General features: G+C 46.3%; 13 protein-coding genes, 1 rRNA gene and 1 riboswitch. Of the genes, 6 read left to right on the top strand and 8 right to left on the bottom strand.

Annotation, left to right across the window (positions count from 1 at the left end):
• Nucleotides 1-272: 272 nt before the first annotated feature.
• The 8 genes from MHI38_RS19945 to MHI38_RS19910 form a co-directional block, all read right to left on the bottom strand.
• Nucleotides 273-1828 (bottom strand): 16S ribosomal RNA (locus MHI38_RS19945).
• Nucleotides 1829-2429: 601 nt separating this feature from the next.
• Nucleotides 2430-3806, bottom strand: coding sequence for an NCS2 family permease (locus MHI38_RS19940; RefSeq protein ID WP_154891961.1), 1377 nt, complete (start codon nucleotides 3804-3806; stop codon nucleotides 2430-2432).
• Nucleotides 3807-3993: 187 nt separating this feature from the next.
• Nucleotides 3994-4093: riboswitch (purine riboswitch) on the bottom strand.
• A 559-nt stretch (nucleotides 4094-4652) separates the two neighbouring features.
• Nucleotides 4653-6533: a flagellin gene (locus MHI38_RS19935; RefSeq protein WP_341181937.1), complete on the bottom strand. Its 1881-nt coding sequence runs from the start codon at nucleotides 6531-6533 to the stop codon at nucleotides 4653-4655.
• A gap of 167 nt (nucleotides 6534-6700) precedes the next feature.
• Nucleotides 6701-8239 carry a glutamine-hydrolyzing GMP synthase gene (guaA, locus tag MHI38_RS19930; protein WP_154891960.1) on the bottom strand — a complete coding sequence of 513 codons (1539 nt, stop codon included), beginning with the start codon at nucleotides 8237-8239 and terminating at the stop codon, nucleotides 6701-6703.
• Nucleotides 8240-8960: 721 nt separating this feature from the next.
• Nucleotides 8961-11621 (bottom strand): transglutaminase domain-containing protein, encoded by a 2661-nt coding sequence (locus MHI38_RS19925; RefSeq protein WP_154891958.1) that lies wholly within the window; start codon nucleotides 11619-11621, stop codon nucleotides 8961-8963.
• A complete protein-coding gene (locus MHI38_RS19920) occupies nucleotides 11563-12948 on the bottom strand; it encodes a DUF58 domain-containing protein (protein ID WP_154891956.1) in 1386 nt (461 codons plus the stop codon). Before MHI38_RS19920 ends, MHI38_RS19925 begins: the two co-directional genes overlap by 59 nt.
• Entirely contained in the window at nucleotides 12945-13937 is a 993-nt protein-coding gene (locus MHI38_RS19915) for an AAA family ATPase (protein ID WP_090924527.1), read from the bottom strand. The genes MHI38_RS19920 and MHI38_RS19915 overlap by 4 nt, the downstream gene beginning before the upstream one ends.
• A gap of 104 nt (nucleotides 13938-14041) precedes the next feature.
• A complete protein-coding gene (locus MHI38_RS19910; protein WP_186809854.1) occupies nucleotides 14042-15346 on the bottom strand; it encodes a polysaccharide deacetylase family protein in 1305 nt (434 codons plus the stop codon).
• Between the two features lie 252 nt (nucleotides 15347-15598).
• On the opposite strand from MHI38_RS19910, the gene MHI38_RS19905 reads away from it, so the two are divergent.
• The 6 genes from MHI38_RS19905 to MHI38_RS19880 all read left to right on the top strand — a co-directional run bounded on the left by MHI38_RS19905 (nucleotide 15599) and on the right by MHI38_RS19880 (nucleotide 21694).
• Nucleotides 15599-16255: a VTT domain-containing protein gene (locus tag MHI38_RS19905; protein ID WP_154891954.1), complete on the top strand. Its 657-nt coding sequence runs from the start codon at nucleotides 15599-15601 to the stop codon at nucleotides 16253-16255.
• Between the two features lie 176 nt (nucleotides 16256-16431).
• Nucleotides 16432-17952 carry a spore germination protein gene (locus tag MHI38_RS19900; RefSeq protein ID WP_154891952.1) on the top strand — a complete coding sequence of 507 codons (1521 nt, stop codon included), beginning with the start codon at nucleotides 16432-16434 and terminating at the stop codon, nucleotides 17950-17952.
• A 20-nt stretch (nucleotides 17953-17972) separates the two neighbouring features.
• The gene (locus MHI38_RS19895) at nucleotides 17973-19172 is read left to right on the top strand and encodes a Ger(x)C family spore germination protein (RefSeq protein WP_154891950.1); all 1200 of its coding nucleotides are present in this window, start codon (nucleotides 17973-17975) and stop codon (nucleotides 19170-19172) included.
• Nucleotides 19173-19178: 6 nt separating this feature from the next.
• Nucleotides 19179-19415: a hypothetical protein gene (locus MHI38_RS19890; RefSeq protein ID WP_154891948.1), complete on the top strand. Its 237-nt coding sequence runs from the start codon at nucleotides 19179-19181 to the stop codon at nucleotides 19413-19415.
• Nucleotides 19416-19434: 19 nt separating this feature from the next.
• On the top strand, nucleotides 19435-20544 hold the full coding sequence (locus MHI38_RS19885) for a GerAB/ArcD/ProY family transporter (RefSeq protein ID WP_154891947.1): 1110 nt from the start codon (nucleotides 19435-19437) through the stop codon (nucleotides 20542-20544).
• A gap of 25 nt (nucleotides 20545-20569) precedes the next feature.
• Complete coding sequence (locus MHI38_RS19880) at nucleotides 20570-21694, top strand: GerAB/ArcD/ProY family transporter (RefSeq protein WP_341181565.1); 1125 nt, start codon at nucleotides 20570-20572, stop codon at nucleotides 21692-21694.
• The last annotated feature ends 84 nt before the right edge of the window (nucleotides 21695-21778 follow it).

Raw genomic sequence — 21778 nt, 5'->3', positions numbered from 1 at the left:
CCATTTCGATCACTCGCTCCAGCAATCTACCTTATAAAACACTTCACTTGTTTACACAAGATCAGCTTAAAGGAATGTTCTAATTCGCGTTTGTTTCGTTTCGATATCTAGTTTTCAAAGAACAAATCGTTTGGTTCGGGCCGTTCACAGAAGTGTCGGTCGAATAAACGAGAAGTTTGAGAGTTTGAGCTCTCAAAACTGAGCAACGAGTGAGTGGTTTGCAGCTAAGCTGCATATTTGAATGTTTCCACGCGGGAAACGATTCTCCATAGAAAGGAGGTGATCCAGCCGCACCTTCCGATACGGCTACCTTGTTACGACTTCACCCCAATCATCTATCCCACCTTCGGCGGCTGGCTCCTTGCGGTTACCCCACCGACTTCGGGTGTTATAAACTCTCGTGGTGTGACGGGCGGTGTGTACAAGACCCGGGAACGTATTCACCGCGGCATGCTGATCCGCGATTACTAGCAATTCCGACTTCATGCAGGCGAGTTGCAGCCTGCAATCCGAACTGAGACCGGCTTTGTTGGGATTGGCTCCATCTCGCGATTTCGCAGCCCGTTGTACCGGCCATTGTAGTACGTGTGTAGCCCAGGTCATAAGGGGCATGATGATTTGACGTCATCCCCACCTTCCTCCGGTTTGTCACCGGCAGTCTATCTAGAGTGCCCATCCGAAATGCTGGCAACTAAATATAAGGGTTGCGCTCGTTGCGGGACTTAACCCAACATCTCACGACACGAGCTGACGACAACCATGCACCACCTGTCTCAACTTTCCCCGAAGGGCACCTAACGCATCTCTGCCTCGTTAGTTGGATGTCAAGACCTGGTAAGGTTCTTCGCGTTGCTTCGAATTAAACCACATACTCCACTGCTTGTGCGGGTCCCCGTCAATTCCTTTGAGTTTCAGTCTTGCGACCGTACTCCCCAGGCGGAGTGCTTAATGTGTTAACTTCGGCACCAAGGGTATCGAAACCCCTAACACCTAGCACTCATCGTTTACGGCGTGGACTACCAGGGTATCTAATCCTGTTTGCTCCCCACGCTTTCGCGCCTCAGCGTCAGTTACAGCCCAGAGAGTCGCCTTCGCCACTGGTGTTCCTCCACATCTCTACGCATTTCACCGCTACACGTGGAATTCCACTCTCCTCTTCTGCACTCAAGTCACACAGTTTCCAGTGCGATCCGGGGTTGAGCCCCGGGATTAAACACCAGACTTACATGACCGCCTGCGCGCGCTTTACGCCCAATAATTCCGGACAACGCTTGCCCCCTACGTATTACCGCGGCTGCTGGCACGTAGTTAGCCGGGGCTTTCTTCTCAGGTACCGTCACCTTGAGAGCAGTTACTCTCTCAAGCGTTCTTCCCTGGCAACAGAGCTTTACGATCCGAAAACCTTCATCACTCACGCGGCATTGCTCCGTCAGGCTTTCGCCCATTGCGGAAGATTCCCTACTGCTGCCTCCCGTAGGAGTCTGGGCCGTGTCTCAGTCCCAGTGTGGCCGATCACCCTCTCAGGTCGGCTACGCATCGTCGCCTTGGTGAGCCGTTACCTCACCAACTAGCTAATGCGCCGCAGGCCCATCCCCAAGTGACAGATTGCTCCGTCTTTCCAGTTCTCTTCAGGCGAAGAAAACAAGTATTCGGTATTAGCTACCGTTTCCGGTAGTTGTCCCAAGCTTGAGGGCAGGTTGCCTACGTGTTACTCACCCGTCCGCCGCTAACCATCAGAGAAGCAAGCTTCTCTTCAAGTCCGCTCGACTTGCATGTATTAGGCATGCCGCCAGCGTTCGTCCTGAGCCAGGATCAAACTCTCCAATAAAGATGAATTTCGTCAGCGTCGTTAAACGCGGTGAAACTCATCGGGGTATTGAAAAGAGCGATAAGCTCATTTTGAATCTGACGAGATTAAAATCTCATTTGTTCATTCTGCAAGCAGAATGTATACTCACTCGTTGTTCAGTTTTCAAAGATCAAACTTGTTCTCGCCACCGAAACCAGTTCGTTTCAGCAACTCTTATATAATATCATGTCCGAACCAACTTTGCAAGCTCTTTTTTCAAGTTTCTTTCGAAGCCTGTTTTCAATGGCTTGCCGCACCGTGTAAACTGTGTTTTCTTGGCCGGAATAAGAATATACCACGTATCACTTCCACTTGTAAAGCATTATTTTAAAAACATCTGAACAATTTATCATTCTCACGAGAACATGCATTTCAGGTTAACTTTGTCTGAAATTATCTTATCCACCTGAATGACCATATCATTTCATACACGACTCTTTTTCTCTGAGTCGGAGCAACTAAAAGGTTCTGAACTGATCCGCTTTGCATCTCACGTTTCAAACCCTTATATAGAAGAAACAAAAAAAAGCGAAGCTCGATGTGATATCGTAGCTCCGCTTTCTTCATATATAAACCAGACTTATTCTCCACCGATAAACACGTAACGGCATATAACGATAACCGCCAGCACCCACATCAACCAATGCACTTTCACTTTACGCTCAGTAACCAAGTTACTGAACACAGCCAAAATAACATAGGATACGATACCTGCAGAGATCCCGTTCGCAATCCCGCCTGTAAATGGCATCAGTACAATAGTAAGGAATGCAGGGAAAGCCTGCAAAAAATCATCCCACTCAATACTACGAACTTGGCTCATCATAAGTACACCTACAATAATCAGAGCTGGAGCCGTTGCCGCAGAAGGAACAACCAAAGCAAGTGGCGCGATAAACAAAGCAAGAATGAACAACAGACCTGTCGTTACCGAGGTTAATCCTGTACGCCCACCAGCTTCAACACCCGAAGCACTTTCAACATAAGCCGTAATCGTACTTGTACCCAGTGCCGCACCTGCGCTGACACCGACAGCATCGACGAGCATGGCTTTACCAATCGTTTTCTCACCTTTAGCTTTATCCTTCATAATCCCCATGCGTGTTGCCGTCCCAACCATCGTACCGAAGGTATCAAACAGTTCAACGAATGTGAAAATGAAGATGATTTCGAACAATCCAAGGCTAATTGCACCTTTCAGATCAAGTTGCCCGACAGCTAGGTCACTGAAGTTAGGCAGCCAGCTTGCACTGGACAGACCACTCAAATTGGTTACCCCCATTGGAATACCAATCAGCGTTGTTGCTACGATACCAATCAACAAAGCACCTTTAACACGCATTACCATAAGGACCGCAATCAGTAGCAAACCAATCAAAGCGAGCAATGCATCATGATGTGTAATAAAGTTTCCAAGAGACAAGTTGAAGCTGCTACCTGGAATCGGCTGGCTCAAATCTGCATCCGGTGCAACATTCACGGTTACTGCCACCAGATTGGCGAGTTTAAAACCAATAATCGTAATAAAAAGACCGATACCTACGGTGATTGCCATTTTAATGGATTGTGGAACTGCAACAAGCAACATTTGCCGAACTCGAGTCACGGTCAGAATAATGAACACGATACCCGAAAGGAACACAGCACCGAGGGCTGCCTGCCAGCTAATTGCACCATTGGAGCTCAAAACCACAGTCATAAAGTATGCATTCAAACCCATACCCGGAGCAAGAGCGATCGGAACGTTCACGAACAACCCCATAATAATTGTCATCAATCCAGCGCCGACGGCTGTTGCAAAGAATACTGCATTGTCGGACATCCCTGCCCCATTTTGTCCTAAGAACAATGTGTTTACAAAAAGAATGTAAGCCATTGTCATGAAGGTGGTCAGACCCGCAACAATCTCCGTTCTAACATTTGTTCCGTTTTCTTTGAGTTTAAAGAAACGATCCATAATTCACTAACTCCTCCTTAGAGATGTTGAAGCCATAAGTTATATTGAAAAACGACAAATGACCCTGAGAAGTACTTTCCCCAGAGTTCAGCTTGACCAGAAGCAGGCAGACGGCCCGTTGACCAAGAACAAAAAAAATTCTAATGTGCACGGGTGATGTCCCGCCGCAGTCATGTAGAATTCATGTGCTTAGCCTGCTCCTCTTCGTAGCCAGATCATTAGGGTGATCTCGTAGAGACTCCCGGGCCAATCCCCAGGATTATACGAATTAGTATGCGCTATTTGTTTGTTTCCCATCATCATTTTAGGAGGGAGCTTCTATTTTGTCAATGACAAAAACGAATATTTGTATTAGATATCCAGATCAACGTTCGTTTTATATGCCAGATTGAACCAAATTAGCGATTTACAACCCAATTCCAAATACAATTGATTGTGAATTCTGACGAGATTATGTACATATTTTCAATATACCATTTAAGATCAGAGCTTCTGCTGAGAAACATCAAAAGCCACCCCATTTATTATCACAATACACAAGGTGGCTTCTTTAATATATTTTTTTATGATAAGGGAGGGCAACATTTTCAGTTCTTTAATTCTTTACAAGCTCACCCTTCATTCTGATTAAAAGAAAAGCCCTCGATTCTCAAGGTAAGCCGTAAATAGATATGTTAAACTCGGTATGACTATGACATGTTCAAAAGTGAAACTTTCTTTATCAAACCTATGCTGATTTGATCTCCAATCGGAGCAATTTCAGTTCGAAACGTAAACATTGTACGTTCATCGTTTATTTTGAAAATGAAAGAAGGTTTAGACGAAGTTAGAGCAGCGATGAACTCCTTATTTTAATAATTGTAAGATCTCCTGCGGTTGTGAATTAGCTTGTGCGAGCATAGCTTGCGCTGCTTGGGACAAAATATTTTTTTGCGTAAACTTTATCATTTCAGTAGCCACATCTGCATCTCTGATTCGGGACTCTGCCGAAGTAATGTTAAGTTCATAGTTCGATATATTATTGTATATATGTTCCAAGGTATTCTGGTAAGCTCCAAATTTTGAACGTTCTCTAGAAACGAGGTGCATCGCTTGATCAATTTTTAATAGTGCTGCATTTGCGTTATCCTTTGTATCAAGATTGATATCATCAATACCAAGTGCTTTTGTCCGAGCATCTGTTAAAGAAATATGAAACGTTTCCCCATGATTAGGACCTACTTGTAATTCAAGAGTTCTACGAGGTCCAGATATATTCTCCAAGTTAAAATTAATAATGTCGTTGCTAGCCAGTGTATCTAGACTGGACATTGTGTAACTTCCATCGGCATTGCTTATCAAACTGTAACTATGTGAATAGTCAGAGCCACCTTCAATAGCAAATACAGCAAGTTCCGTTCCACTAGAATTAAACATGGATATGTGATATTTCCCATCCATTCTTCCTGCGACTACGTAGTTGCCATCGGTTCCTTGTACAATACTATGTAACACACTATCTTGAGACGTTTGGTTAGACATGTTTTTTTGCCAAACAATATTCCCCGCTTGATCTACCTTGTATATTAATCCACTTCTTTTTGTGGAATCATTATATGAACCTACAATGATTGCCCCACCGTCACTTGTTGCAATTGCATCCAGTCCTTCATCATCCCCTGTAGATCCCACCCTTAGATCCCATTGCGTTCTTAAATCCTTATCATATTTCATAATCCAACTTGAGTCATCTGAATAAACACTTCCAATTTTCAGACTAGACTTACCGACAGCTAAAAATCCCCCATCAGCCGTTTCAATAATTTTACTAAACTCGTCTCCTCCATACCCCACAGGAACGGATTGAGATGATCCATTAACAGAAGTCGCTATTTGTACACCCATGCTATCAAATTTAGCAACAATACCGTCCCAATTTTGTATACCTGAACCAATTCCTGCAACAACAAACGATCCATCCTTGGTTTCAATAACTTCTTTTCCTTCAATCGTATATATTCCAGATATGCTAGAGTCCCATTGTCGGTTTAAATTTCTATCTAGTTTAATAATCTGTATTTTTTCATCATCAGGTGCCAATGATTTGTTAGCTAAAACAATATAACCTCCATCTCTAGTTTCCTTTATACTTTCTACTCTTAGGGAAGTAAACGATTCATACCATATGGGTACTCCTTCACCATTTATCTTGAAATAACTACCAGATCCACCAACTCCAACATAACCTCCATCCGCAGTTTTAGACAGTTCCCTGCTACCTGCATTATAAGTCCAATTAAGCTTTACCTCACCCTTTATTGGTTCGAGTATTTTAGCCTCATCGTTAAGCAAATTAATTCCATTAAAATATGTATTATTAGCGATTTCATTTATATCTTGCTTAATTTGTTCTGTCTCTAATTGGATCATTTTACGATCGGCGTCCGTTAATGTTCCATTTGCAGACTGGACAGCAAGTTCTTTAAGCCTTAGAAGATTAGGATCTTGGATACTACCAAGCGCACCTTCGGCCGTTTGAACCAAAGAAACACCATCCATTATATTTCTACTCGCTTGAGCTAATCCTCGGATCTGCGCGCGCATTTTTTCTGAGATTACAAGTCCAGCAGCATCATCTGCTGCTTGATTAATTTTCAAACCCGTTGACAATTTTGATAATGATTTTGAACTGGCTTTAGTATTGTTATTTAATTGATTCAGACTTTTCATTGCAGCAATATTGTGCATTATTCTCAATTAACATCCCCCTACTCAACAATATTATCGGTAAAAATCAAAGAAACTTGAATCGAAACTATAAAAAATTCCATTTACTAAATAAAATACTCTCTACATCCATTAATACTACAAGGATAGTAGAGAGCACAAGTTCAATGCAATAATATAATTTTATTCTATTCCCACTCGATCGTTGCAGGTGGTTTGGACGTTACGTCATAGACGATACGGTTTACGTTGTCCACTTCGTTAACGATCCGTACAGAGATTTTCTCCAGCACATCCCAAGGGATACGTGCCCAGTCTGCAGTCATACCATCGATGGATGTTACGGCACGAATACCTACAGTGTAGGAATAGGTACGCGCATCACCCATAACGCCAACACTCTTCATGTTAGGCAGGGCGGTGAAGTATTGCCAGATTTCACGGTCAAGACCGGCTTTGGCGATTTCCTCACGCAGGATGTAGTCGGAATCACGAACAATTTTCAGCTTCTCTTCCGTCACTTCCCCAAGTACACGGATCGCAAGACCCGGACCAGGGAAAGGCTGACGGTGTACGATTTCGTCTGGCAAGCCACACTCCGTACCTACTTTACGAACTTCATCCTTAAACAGGGTGTTCAATGGTTCGATCAGTTTGAAGTTCATGTCTTCTGGGAGACCGCCCACGTTGTGGTGGGATTTGATAGTTTGAGCTGTTGCTGTACCACTTTCCACGATGTCCGTGTACAGTGTACCTTGCGCCAGGAATTCGAAGTCATCGAATTGCTTGGACTCTTCATCAAATACGTAAATAAACTCGTTACCGATAATTTTACGTTTTTGCTCCGGATCATCCACGCCAGCCAGCTTGGACATGAAACGTTCTTGTGCATCGATTTTGACAACCTTCATATCGAACTTGCCAACAAATGTCTCCATTACGCTCTCTGCTTCACCTTTACGCAGCAGACCGTGGTCGATAAACATACATGTCAGCTGATCGCCGATTGCTTTGTGCAACAATGCTGCGACAACGGAAGAATCCACACCGCCGCTGAGCGCGCACAACACTTTGCCGTCGCCCACTTTTTCACGAATATCTCTAATCGTGTCATCAATGAAGGTTTCCATCGTCCAGTTGCCTTCGCAACCACAGATTTCGAACAGGAAGTTACGAATCATGTCGTTACCGCGAACGGAGTGACGTACTTCCGGGTGGAACTGCACTGCATACAATTTGCGCTCATCGTTACTCATCGCTGCGATTGGCGCACTTTCCGTTCCTGCATCCAGTTTGAAGCCCGGAGGCAATGTGACAACGTGGTCACCATGACTCATCCATACGGTATGTTCACCTTCGATACCTTGAGCAAGTGCTGCACCGGCAGCAAACTCAAGATCTGCTTTGCCGTACTCACGCTTCTCGGAACGTTCTACTTTCCCTTCAAGCTGCTGAGCCATTAGCTGCATACCATAACAGATACCAAAGATGGGCAAGCCCAGGTCATAGACACCCGGATCAACGTGTGGTGCATTTTCAGCATATACGCTGGATGGGCCGCCGGAGAATACAATTCCTTTTGGCGCAAGTTCCGCAATTTTCTCCGCTGGTGTGTTATACGGCAAAAGCTCGCTGTATACGCCAAGATCCCGGATTCTTCTGGCGATTAACTGGTTGTATTGGCCTCCAAAGTCAAGGACAACCACAATTTCATTTTGCTTATTCATTACCGTGCCTCCCTCAATTCAATGAAACTAATTATACGCAACGACAAAACCTACCGTCAAGGAAAGACGAAACTCCATTTTTCAGGCAAGTAACGGGAAGATGTGACATAAAGCGACAGTCGATGCCATTCTTTAAGGAGAGTGTACAGGATGAAATTTTGTTCAATATACCATGCACTTATGCTCCACCTCATGTGTACTCTTATAATTGGATAAAAGAACCGATTTCATCCGTCGGGTGCGTAGATTAAAAGCCATCGTAAAGTCATCGTTATCAGTGAAGATGGTAAGTTGGTATTAAAGTAGCAAAGCAAATGTGCCAAGAGGCAGCGGCAAAAGCATCTCAACACGCTAACGATCACAGCGAACCTTATTTCGCATCCTAAGCTGTGTTTGAAAATCTAACGATCCTCAGAAGCGCTATTTGGACTAAAACTACCAAAACCCTCCGAAAACCACATCATTTGAAGTAAATAAGGTTTCTGGTGATCGTTAGAATTTTAGAGTGGCAAAAAAGGACTACATAAGCGTCACTGGTGATCGTTAGAAATTGCGAAGTCCAATTGCGGCCCAACGAAGTTTGGAAATTGAAATATCGTAATCTTCCTGATTCACCTCCAACCAGGTTCGTTAGCATCCGCTCCGTGGCACCTCAATAGAGTATAGTGGTGTAAATTAAAAAATCTCGTTCACCCTTGGGCAAACGAGACTGGTCAGGAACTTAACGCTGGCGACTTGGGGGACGCCGGGCCAGGCGAAGTGCCCGGCGCAAGAAATCGAGACTGTCCGCACGCAGCGGACGGTCTGGCCCGTATAGCAGCCGCTCCCAGTCGGCTGCAAAGCGCGCGATGTCCGCACTGTCCGTGCCTGCGGCCACGGCGGGTGACGCTGCGTATTCCCGCAGCGTCATGCCCGGCGGCCGCGGGCCGTACCGGCGCGCAAGCGCGTGCCAGACCGGAGCGGCAGCCTGCAGCAGCCGCTCGCGGTCCGGGAAGCTGCTGCGCGGCCACGCCAGCAGCAGCCCAAGCCGCAGCGCGGGGCGAAGCCGCCGCGTGCAGGCCCATGCAGCGGCGCATAGCAGCGCCGCTGCCGCAAGTGCCGTCGCGGCCGGCCACGGCGCCGCGACAAGGGCACGTGCGTGCGCGGCAAGCCACGCGCCTGCACGCTCCAGCCCGCTGCCTGCACCCGGCAGCGGGGCTTCGTCGCCTGGCTGCGCCGAGGCGACCCCTGTGGCGCTGGCATCCAGAGCCTGCGCCGAATCAAACCCCGGCGTAGCCTCAAACGGCACCCAGCCCACGCCGGGAAAATACACCTCCACCCAGGAATGGGCATCCCCCTGGGTGACAACCACTTGACCCGGGTTCTGTGGGTCTGCTTGTCCCGGGGCATAGCCTTTCACCCAGCGTGCCGGTATCCCCTCGGCACGAAGTAACACGACCATGGCGGTGGAAAAATGGTTACAATACCCTGCACGGGTCACAAACAGAAAATCATCCACAAAATCCGTCCCCCGTGGCGGCATTCGGGTATCCAGCGAGTAACGAGCGTTCGCTTTCAGAAAACTGCGCACAGCCTGTACAGCATCGTACCGTGTTGTACTTGAACCGATGATCTCGGTAGCAAGATCCCTTACCCTTTGCGGAAGTGTATCCGGAAGCTGTAGATCCTTTCGGCGAATAGAGGCAGGATCGGATGTATTATTCCCGCCAGCATGATTCAGTTCGCTCACGTTAAAGTTCTTCTTGTCATCCTTACTATCCTGCCCATCGTTCCCAGCACTCTTTCCATCTATTCCTGCACGTTGCCGAAGCTGTTCCGGTGTCACATTCGGCACCATCACATCTACCGTATAATGCTGGACAAGCTCATTCCTGTCTCTTCCTCCAGCAAGCCACAAGGTGCCCGTATCTTCATTAGAGAGCAGTCGCTTTTCATTCTTTTTATTAAGGACATCGCCATCTTGAAAAGACAAACTTACCGGCAACCCTCCCGTAAAAAGCGGATTCGGACCACGCCACTCCCGTTCCATCGTGATGATCTGACGAACACGCTGCCAGTACGGATGCTCCTCCCATCCATCGGAACGTAGTAGATCCGATGAGTTGACATAACGGAAGCGCTGCTCCGTATCACTCCAGGCACTGCCATTATAGTAAGAACGAGTCTCCCCACGCCAATACGTAGAGACAGGCGTTTTTGCCACAAATACAGGTTCATTCCCTTGTACCAAGGGTGCCCCCATAGGCGCATCAACGGTGCTATATCCCGTCACACTCAGCGAAGCCGGTACACTGCCTGAAGGAATGTATCCTGCCCATCTAGCCAAACGTTCGACCGTATCCAAAACAGAGAGTTGTCCGGCAGGTGACACAACACTGAGCCGTGCAGGAAGTGTAGATATCAACACCACACAGACCGCCGTGCCCACAGATACAGCTATCCAATATAGATAAATCTTACTCCGTATCCGATGAGCGCTGTTCTTTTTACTTCGTGCCGCCTTTTTGTGAGAGCTTGGATATACACCCTGGGTTTCACTTTGGTTTTCACCCTGGTTTGCACCTCCGTTTATCCCTTGTTGTGTACCTCGAATTACACCTTGGATCATGTCTCGATTTTTACTTTCATGTGCAATTCCCTGATCCTGCGCATTTCGTTCATGACCTGTGCCTTCCGAAAGGCGCAGCAGGTGAAGCATGCCCTGAATGCACAGTAGCCAGCATACGGAACGAACCACCGAGCCATAAGCATCATATCCGACAACACTCTCCAGCAGGATCAGATACACTAACGTTCCCGTGCCAAACAGAGATATGCTGCGACGAAGTAATACCAGATATTGTACCGAGGCGAGCAGCATACTCCAGCCGCACAACATAAATAATCCTCTGGTTTCCCTGCTCATCACACGAAAACGTCCTGTATCGATCCACTGTCCCAGATCAGCATTAAGTATCCCCGGGTAGGATAAGCCCCATTCGATCGGATGACTGCCTCCGTACATTACACACAGTGCAACGTATATCATAGGGATGCGTAGCGCGATGCTGCCCATCCAGCCTGTACGCAGCAGGCCAACGGATAGAAGGATGGCTGAATAGCCAGCCATGACAGCCGAAAATCGCTCATTGCCTGCTTGACCATCAGATGTCACAGGATATATCCATTCCATACACAATACGAGCAATCCCGCTGTGATAAGCCATAGATATAACATAGGAGTTGTTAGATACATAGATGAAAATAACGGCGAATTTAATTCCGATCGCTGTGCCTGCACTGCCTGTCCAGACAGAACTGCAGATTCGGGCTGCTGTTTCATTTTACGCTCCCACATCAACAATCCCTGCCTTTCCGCCATGCCAAGACCCAACGGTTCCAATAGACTCCTGATAGACAATCTTTACCCCTTTGGATACAAGGCGCTCAGTCCACACTTGCGAACGATTTGCCTGTACTACTGACGGACTCAGCACAGCTGATGCACCAGATTGTTCCTTCCCGTCACCCGCCGTGCCCCTCATCTGTCTGTTCATGGTTAGATAGACTCTCGCCTGGAAGCCAAGTGCCGACGCATATTCAAGCCATGCAACCAAACGTTCATCCAGCTGTCCGGTAAAGACCAGAATACTTGACCCGTATGGAAGATGCTCCAGTCTGTCAACGCCAAGTTGCTCTCCAATCGATCGCTGTTCCTGATGTAAACGTGCATAAGCAAGCCGTCTTAACGCATGATCCAAACTGTTGGCTTGTTGCCCATGAACACTCCGGCTTCCACCAGCTTCATTACGACTACGGTTTGTTTGTGCTTCATGCCTTGCGTCCTTTTCTAACGGCATGTCCTGTTTACTTGCCAGCTCATCTCCACTCAACCAAAGCTCACAAGGCATTTGTGCATCTGTTGCCTCACGTACCCAACTCGCCGCACCGAGCACTGCTCGTTCGAACACTTCCTGACTTTCCTGACTACGTTCTCCCGCCCCAACCCCCTCATATCCTGAGTACTCTTCGTATACCATGATTGCGAGTGAGGTACTTTGCGGCATATCAGGAAGCAGCGTATGCAACTTTCCGCTTCTCGCTGAGCTTTTCCAATGAATTCGGTTAAACGAATCCCCCTGTTGATATTCACGAATTTCTGTTCCGGGTATACCTTGCAATGGATGTTGCACTCCCACGCCTTCGCCATGATCCGTCCAGACTTCTGGCCAGATTGATGTTGCAGCATTCCCGGTCCCGGGCACCACCACAACAGGCTCTTCACCCTTAATTGTGGCGTAGGCTCTACTCCACCCAAAAATATCCCCCCAGTATACTCGCCCTTCCTGCCAAACATGTACTCCTCGGGTAAGACCTGTTATCTCATACTGATAAGACCATCGTCTTTTCAAGCCTGGAAAAAGCAATTTACGATGTATACCTCCAGGGGTGTTATCACATACCACGAGCCATAATAATGGAAGCGGACATTTCATCTGTAACTCAACTCGAACGCGGATGCTTTCTCCTGCTGTGATCTGCCCTTGTCGTAAGTGTCTGTTGATAACAATCTGACGGGGACCAAACACACGTAGGAGTATTCCATATACCACAACAAGCACGGATACCGTTGCCAAGAACAACGCTGATTTTCCACCATGCCAGAAATAGAGACCACCCAGAAGAACAGCCATTAACATATGAGCTATACTTCCGCGAAACCCTCTCATGCGCGTCGTCCCCTTCCCTGCCCACTCATCTGCACGGGTACAGGCACAGACGACAATACTTCACGGATGACTTGCTCTTGCACTGCGCTTCCGTCCGCTCTGTTCATTGATTTCAACTGAATTCGGTGGGCGAGAACCGGTACAGCGAGGGATTGCACATCATCTGGCACAACGTAACTGCGACCTTGTAAGTAGGCATATGCCTGTACAGCTGTCATCCAGGCCAGCGTTCCACGGGGACTGATGCCCAGTCTTACGGCGTCATGACTTCTCGTAGCCACAGCGACAGCGACAAGATATTGCTTGATCACGGCATCCACATGTACCTGCCTCACTTCACGTTGCATGGCCACCACTTCTTCAGCCAGCATAATCGGACGCATGTTCTCTAACATATCCTTGCTACGCTCACGAGAAAGCAGTTCTACCTCCTGCTCCGGCTCGGGATATCCCAGTGTAATCCGCATCATGAAGCGATCCAACTGTGCTTCCGGCAAACGATAGGTGCCTTCAAACTGCAACGGGTTCTGTGTTGCAAGCAGCAGAAACGGCTTCGGCAATACGTGAGTTGTGCCGTCTACGGTCACACTGCGTTCCTCCATGGCTTCCAATAACGAAGACTGTGTACGGGGAGATGCCCGATTAATCTCATCCGCAAGCACGATATTGTTCATCAGCGGCCCCGGTCTGAAGCTGAACTCTCCTGTAGGAGCGTGATATATAGATACACCCGTCACATCGGCTGGCATGACATCGGATGTACATTGAATGCGCCCCATCGCACAGCTTAATGATGAAGCCACGGTCCGAATCAGCATCGTTTTTCCTGTACCCGGTACATCCTCCAACAGAACATGGCCTTCACTAAGCATTGCAGCAATGATATATTGAATTTCCTGTTTCTTGCCAATGATTACATCAGCAATTCGATTGCTGAGCCTTTTTAACAGTTCGGTAGCATGATCATGCTCTATTCGCACTCTGGTCATCTGAACCACACTCTCCTTCCTTGCCTATGAATCGTGATTATCATAATCTATGATTCATTGTTGCCCGGAAGTAGAGAGAATAGTCAGATAAACTTCTGTTTCTTTCAAATTATGCTATAAAAATGTCCATGCTCCATAGACGTCCAAGGTGGCTCCACGGTGATTACCCACTCACTGTCCTTGGATTGGACTGTATACTGCTTTGCTCCAAGCTGCTCTATCAAATCACCTGCTGATACCCAGATCGTGCCTTCACGGCTCTCCATCACAGCTTGAACCGTCAGGCCATCCTGATTATGCAATCGTTTGGACGTCAATGTACCCATCGCCGGATTAATTTGGACTTTGCGATCCTTCCACCATGTGGTTGCAGTACCTGAGGTTTGATCCCAGCTTATACTGCCTTCCAGCTTGTTCATATAACTTCGCAAGGGAACCATTATCGTCTGGTCTTTGAAGCGATATTCGTCCGGCTTGAGTTCGACGGTCATATATCCCAATTCAATTTTGAGCGGTTTGGCTACGATCCATTGCGCAGCGTTTGTGTTTACATGTTTGGTAATCCAGCTAGCAGATGGAGACTGGCGATACTTATATTTCACCGCAGGTTTGACCTGGAATTGAACAGGTTTGTCTGAAGCCTGCATCACTTCAAAACGGTACCCCTGCTGTTTGTAGTATTGAATGATATCCGGCAGTGCCTTTACTGTCTCGGCATGCGCACCTCCATCATGCATCAGCACAACAGCAGAAGACATTCCTGCTGGCACATCTGTTGCACGAGCGACAATGTCGCTAGCGGGCACATTTCTCCGCTTGGAATCACCGCTGTCTACGTTCCAGTCCATGACAGCGTATCCTCCCTTTTTCAACAGATCAAAATACGTTTGGTCAAAATGTCCGTATGTTCCACCAGGCGCTCTGAAAAGTGCAGGGCGAAAGCCTACAATGTTGTTAATGATATCTTCCGTGCGCTTAATCTGCTGCCAGAACGTTTCAAAGTTCCGGTACAACTCGTTATATTCATGGTTATATGTATGATTGCCGAGGGCATGTCCTTCACTTACGATTCGTTTGATCATTCCCGGCATACGTTCTGCATGCTCTCCCAGCACATAAAAAGTAGCAGGAACATCCTCATCGCGTAAAATATTCAATACCTCAGACGTATGTTTGCCCGGGCCATCGTCAAAGCTCAAATAGACAACCTTGTCTGATGTTTTACTTTTCCCCGCTGCTGCGGCAGACGGCACACTTGCTCCGAACATATCTGTCAGCAGTAATGTAGCGAGAGTGAACCATATGGATAAACACTTCCACATACGTACCTTCCCACAGGAACGAGTTGAAGTTTGCTGCTCCATAAGTTGCCCATTTCGTTGCATCATTTCGTGAGATTCCTGCGCCATTTGTAATTCACCCTCCAGCACTCTATTGAATTTGCTGATAGACTTCAGCAGATTTGTTAGAATTATATGGAGGCAGATCGCAAAAAAGACATCATTTTATCTATTATTTTGCAACAAATAACCTTGGCTTCGATATGGGATCATTGATTCTTAATCAGCAATTCGGTAGCATTAGGAAATAACGAACATGAAACGGGCAACCATCTACTTCTAAAGCCTGATTCATATGACACCATCAGGAGTGTGAATCTATTGGAATTACTTGAGAAGGTCCAGCAGCTATTTGGGTCTTACGGATACAGTGTATTGTTCTTCGGCCTGCTACTGGAGTTTATTGCACTTCCCTTCCCAGGCGAAACGACGATGGCATATGCGGGTTATTTGTCCTACAGAGGTCAGCTTGATTTCGGTACACTTGTCGTCTTAGCGTTTCTCGGGACAACGATTGGCATGACTATTACGTATTTCATCGGAGCCAAAGCCGGTCTACCTTTTATTGTGAAGTATGGAAGATGGTTTTTACTTAAACCGGACAAGCTGGACAAAACGCAAAAATGGTTTGCTAAGTATGGATACGGTCTGATTTTTATCGGATATTTCATTCCCGGTGTTCGCCATTTCACAGGGTATTTCTCTGGCATTGCTGCGATTCCGTTTCGCAAGTTTGCCCTATACGCATACTCCGGAGCCTTGTTCTGGGTTGTGTTATTCCTTGGGATCGGTAAGGTGTTCGGCCCTAGCTGGAGCGCTGTATTTACACTCGCCCATCAATACACAGCATACATTCTCGCCCTAGTTGCATTTCTTTTGATTGCTGGCATCGTCTATCGTTACCGCAACGCCTTGTTCGCTCGTTCCCGTCGCAAGCGTTCCCCCGCTCGTCAGCGTCAAAAACAAAATGCGGACTAATGATGAGTTCCATTTCCCCTTTGTAAATATAGAAGCCGTGAAAATACGGCTTCTTTTTGTTTGCTTTTATTGGAATATGAAGACCAAATCTCCTTTCATTCATATTTTTTTCATAAACTAAAACACTCCCGGTCATACTACTTGCAAATAAAGGATGTGTGAGGGAGGGAAACAAAATGGCTAACAATACGCAGACACAGATCACACATGAAACGCATCCTATTCATCCAAATCTGGCTGAAAATATTGCCTATTGCAAAAAGATCATGGGAAATAGTAACGACTTGATGATTCGTCCATTGCAGAGTTTGCACAAATGGCCTTCCATGCTGTTATACATTGATGGACTCGTCGATAATCAAGTGGTTAACCAGGCTGTCCTTCACCCCTTGATGCAAGTACGCAACTTGCCCGATTTCTCAGCGGATGATGAACACCTAAGCTATCTTCAGAATGATGTCCTCACCGCTAGTGAAGTACTATTCATCGATGATATGGATGCTGCGTTGAAATCGATGCTGGCAGGCGAAGCCATCCTGCTGCTGGACGGATCTACGCGAGGACTGAAGATTGGTGCTGCAGGTTGGGAAGACCGTCCTGTAGGTGAACCCGTTTCCCAGACCGTTGTGCGTGGTCCAATGGAAGGTTTTACGGAAAACTTGCGTACCAATACCGCTCTGATTCGCAAGCGGATTCGTGATCCGCAGCTCTGGATTGAGGAGCGGGAGATTGGACGTGTCACCAAAACCCGAGTGGCTGTCGTATATCTGGAGCAAACCGTAAACGAAGATGTCGTTAATGAGCTTCGCAGACGGCTGGGTGAGATTGATATCGATAGTATTCTGGAGAGCGGGTACATCGAAGAACTGATTCAGGACAAAACTACGACAATCTTTCCGACAGTTTACAATAGCGAACGTCCAGATACGGTTTCTGCAGCACTGCTCGAAGGACGTGTTGCTATCATTATAGACGGTACACCGTTTGTACTGCTTGTGCCTGCATTATTCATGCACTTTTTTCAATCTCCTGAAGATTATTATCAGCGTGCCGACATCAGCTCTCTTGTTCGCTTGTTGCGATATTTGTCGTTTCTGATTGCCATGCTAGCTCCATCCTTTTATATCGCTATTTCGACATTTCATCAGGAGATGTTACCAACTACCTTGTTGATCAGTCTGGCTGCACAACGGGAAGGTGTCCCCTTTCCAGCTTTTATTGAAGCCGTTCTGATGGAACTGACCTACGAAATTTTGCGAGAAGCGGGCATTCGAATTCCGAGAACGGTCGGACAGGCCGTATCCATCGTAGGCACACTTGTTATCGGGCAGGCCGCGGTAGAGGCAGGCGTTGTGTCTGCAGCGATGGTTATTATTGTTTCTATAACTGCCATTTCCAGCTATGTCATTCCGGAGAACGGATTATCTATTTCGGTTCGTATTTTGCGTTTTATTCTGATGATAGCGGCGGCGGCGTTTGGTTTCTATGGCATTCTGATTCTGCTGCTCATTACGCTGACTCACCTTTGCAGCTTGCGCTCTTTTGGGATCTCTTACATGTCTCCTTTTGCGCCCTTCATTCAGAATGATCTGAAAGATACGCTGTTCCGTGTTCCCTGGTCGCATATGAGAACTCGCCCATTATCCAACGGCACTTCAAACGTAACCAGGCAGAAACGTAAAAAAAACAAGCATTAGTGAAGGCAGGAGAAAAGGTTATGATGAAATGTTTACGTGTCATGCTATCCATCATCGTTATACTGCCGTTACTAAGCGGGTGTTGGGATCGCCAGGAGTTGAATCAACTCGGGATTATGCTGGGTCTGGGTGTAGATCGAGACGGTGACCAGATCAGGGTTAGTGCACAGGTTGTTGTGCCTCGTGAAGTCGCCAAAGGTCAAGGCGGCAATGGAACACCCGTTACCCAATATCAAGCCAGCGCCCGCACACTGCTGGAGGCTATTCAGAAGCTTACCCAGACAAGCCCGCGTGCCATTTTTATGGCTCATATCCGGGTGTTGGTTTTCGGAGAAGAGTTTGCACGCAAAAACGGTATATATGATGTGATCGAAGCTCTTTTAAGAGAGCCTGACGTGCGTCCGGACTATTATGTAATGATAGCTCGCAAAACAACGGCTTCTAACATTTTGAACGTACTCACACCACTAGAAAATCTTCCGTCAGAAAAACTGTTCAATGCACTCGATATTTCTGCTAAAAGCTGGGCTCCAACGACAACCGTGACCAGTGACAAGCTGATGCAGTATATTCTCACACCCAGCATGTCCCCTGTTATTACTGGTATTGAGCTTGTTGGAGATCAAGAGAAAAGCGGTGAGACCAAAAATGTCCAGAGTATCGAACCCCCGGCTACTCTTCAATTTGCCGGTCTCAGCGTGTTTCAAAAAGACAAACTGATCGGTTGGCTGAATCAGGATAACTCCAAAGGCTACAACTATATTCGGGACAACGTGAAATCAACGATTGGCCCAACCAAATGTCCAAAAGGAGGTTATGTCACCCTGAAAACGTTGCGTACCTCCACCGACCACAAAGTCAAACTGGTTCGGGGCGAACCCCAAATCAGTCTGAAAGTCAACACCGTCTCCGTTATTGGTTCCGTAGATTGTGATATGGAGATCGGCTCCATGGAAGCCATCAAACAATTGGAAGAACTGGCGCAAGATCGGATCGTTGAACTGATGAAAGGTACGGTAAGTCTCGTGCGTAGCAAATATAAAGTGGACATCTTCGGTTTTGGACAAGACATCTATCACAAGTACCCGAAAATCTACAAAAGAGAAGAAAAGAACTGGGATAAGTACTTTCAAAATTTAGACGTCACATATGAAGCAAACGTACAGATCCGCCGTATAGGGACGTTGGATAATTCATTTAATAAAAAAGCCAAGGAGTGAGCACGCTTGCTGCTATCGATTGCAGTTGTCATTGTGGGGTGCCTGATGGGGGTGATTGATCTACCCAAGTTATGGAAAAAGAAGGAATGGAAAGAAATCACCGTCTATTCCTGTTTACTGCTGACAGGCACCTTTTTTGGTGTTGTCGCGGTGAATCTATGGGAGTTTCCAAGCCCGCTATACATTATCATCTGGATTTACAAACCCGTGAATCAATTACTGGCCTATATTACAGGGAGTTAGCCAAAAGGGAGTTGACAACATGCTGGAACAAGGTCGCCTTGGCATTAGACAATTATGTATCTTGACCATTTTGATCATTGCCGGTGACATGATGATGATCTACCCCTCGGTTATCGCAACCTTTTCGGGGCAAAATGCTTGGCTTTATGCTTTTATCGGTGTTCCTCTTGGCATGGGGTTGATGTATCTTTTCGTCAAACTTGCAGACACGTATCCCAATGAAAATTTGATAGGCGTATTTCGCAAAATCCTTGGATTTTGGCCAGGTACGGTGTTAGCCCTGTTCTACCTGATGTATTTTATTTTTAGCTCTGCAGCACAATCACGGGTCGTTGGTGATTTCATGACCAGTCAGATTTTTTTGTATACGCCCATTCGGGTTGTGCTTCTTATTTTTGTAATCCCCATCGGTTGGGCTCTATATAACGGACTAGAGAATATTGGTCGAAGCAGTGAAATACTCGTACCTATTATTACTACTTTCATGTTTATTTTAGTGGTCTTTTTGTTGCCCGAGGTACAATTAAACCAACTTGTACCCTTTACGGACACCACCTTCAGCCAGTTTACGCATGGGATTGTGATCGGTTTTATCTATCCGGTTGGTGAAGCCCTTCCCATTCTGATGATCCTCCCCTATGCAAATCAAGAAGCCCATCGTACTCGTGATCTTATGATATCTGCCGGATTTGGCAATCTGCTCATGGCTATTCTGGTGACGATCTCCATGCTGGTTATGGGACTTTTTCTTACACAGCACACGATCTTTGGTTCATTTGTATTATCCCAAAAAATCAATATAGCCAACTTCTTTCAACGAATTGAAGTGCTCATGGCCTCGTCCTGGCTGATATCCACCTATTTTAAATCCACCGTTTATCTGTATGCCTTTGTTCTTGGTATCGCTGAACTTTTTCGCCTTAAGAGCTACCATTTTCTCATTCTGCCATGCGTACTGATTGTATATGCGCTATCTAACCTTGTGACACCCAATATCGTTTTTTTTAACACAACGGTCATTCCCTATTGGCTGGAGTGGGATTTAACGGTGAGTCTGATCTTACCTGTCCTGCTGTTAATCATTCATCAAATCAAGTCCAAATTATCATTTAATAAAGGCAGAACTTAAAGATAATCGAAGGAGGGTACAGATCATGCTCATCAAAGAGAGACTTACCGTGCGGCAATTTGCAGTCCTTGCCTTTATGGGCATGATTGGAGATATGATGCTAATCTACCCAACATTACTTACTTACTCTGGAAGACAGAATGCTTGGATCTGCTCGATCGTCTCCCAAGGTATCGGCATGTTGATCTTATGGCTTTCCTATAAGCTGCATGAAGCTTACCCCGGACTTACACTCATCGAGATCTGTTCCAAAGCACTTGGTAAATGGATAGGTGCAATTTTGGCTGCCGCATATCTGTTTTATTTTCTGATGGGTTCAGCTATATGTATCCGTGAAGTCGGAGATTTTATGACAACTCAGGTTTATCTCCATACCCCCATTCGGGCTATCATTCTTCTTTTTGTTATAACCCTAGGTTGGTCCGCACTGAAAGGATTGGGCACGTTCGGTAAAATGGCAGAGATTCTGGCCCCCTTTGTTATGATCAGCTTGATTATCCTAATGCTTTGTTTGCTTCCCAAAATGGAAGTTTCGAACATCCAGCCTTTCTTTGATACTCCCCTGTTTTCATTTATAAGCGGGAGCGTTCGAGGGGCTACAGCTTCATATGGAGAACTCATTATCATCACCATGATTTACCCCTATATTACTCACGGCGTGCATAAGCGGCGAGACCTGTTATTAGCCGCATTACTTGCAGGAATCATGCTAACCCTCATTCTCCTTACCTCGCTACTTGTACTTGGGGTTGAACTGACAGAGCATAATATTTATGTATCGTATATTCTTGCACAAAAGATTAACATTGGCGGCTTCGTTCAACGAATCGAAGCCATCTCTTCGACAGCTTGGCTCGTGTCTACTTACTTTAAAACTTCGCTATACACGTTTGGATTCATTCTTGGACTTGCACAACTGTGTCGTCTCAAATCTTACCAGCCGTTAATTCTGCCAACGATGCTCTTATTATTCGGTATGGCTATTGTGATTTCGCCGGATGTCCTCTTCTACACCCTCGGCATCATGTACGCCTGGTTCGATTGGGATTTTACGGTCAGTATTGTCATTCCAGCTTTCCTACTACTGATTCACCTTATGAAAAATCGATTTAAACAACGTAATAATGCAAGTACTCTTTCGCAGAAATAAACAGGCTACATCTCAATGGGAGTCGTGTCCATAGATGTAGCCTGTTTATTATTTTTGACCATGCCCGCTTCGTGCATGGCTCGT

The sequence above is a fragment of the Paenibacillus sp. FSL K6-1558 genome (assembly GCF_038002565.1).
In the GTDB taxonomy this organism is placed as follows: domain Bacteria; phylum Bacillota; class Bacilli; order Paenibacillales; family Paenibacillaceae; genus Paenibacillus; species Paenibacillus polysaccharolyticus.
Note: the sequence above shows the minus strand (reverse complement) of the source record. Positions and strands in the feature narration are given on the sequence as shown.